This window comes from Oleiphilus sp. HI0123, assembly GCF_001635315.1.
In genome coordinates this window covers 1-350 of the sequence record NZ_LWGE01001035.1, presented here as the reverse complement: position 1 = coordinate 350, position 350 = coordinate 1, and the positions used below count along the sequence as shown (strand labels likewise).

Sequence of the window (350 nt, the reverse complement as noted above, 5' to 3'; positions counted from 1 at the left end):
AGCGGTAACGATTAACTATGGCTTTGTGAATACCATTGCAGCGATGTTAGTCGTTGCAGCGGTTTTCTTTATTACCGGTTTTCCAATTGCTTACTACTCAGCTAAACACGGTTTAGACATTGATCTTTTGACGCGAGGTGCCGGGTTTGGCTACTTAGGCTCCACAGTCACGTCACTTATTTATGCTTCGTTTACTTTTATCTTCTTTGCGATTGAAGCCGCTATTCTCGCATCGGCTTTACATGCCTTGCTGGGTATTCCGCTATCGATCGGGTATTTCATTTGCGCTGTGGCGGTTATCCCTATTGTGATCCGGGGGATTACCACTATTTCGCGTTTTCAAGTCGGGA

General features: G+C 45.4%; 1 pseudogene. It reads left to right on the top strand.

Annotated features, from left to right (window positions below):
- A pseudogene (locus A3761_RS27565) lies at positions 1-350 on the top strand (hybrid sensor histidine kinase/response regulator); the annotation flags it as partial.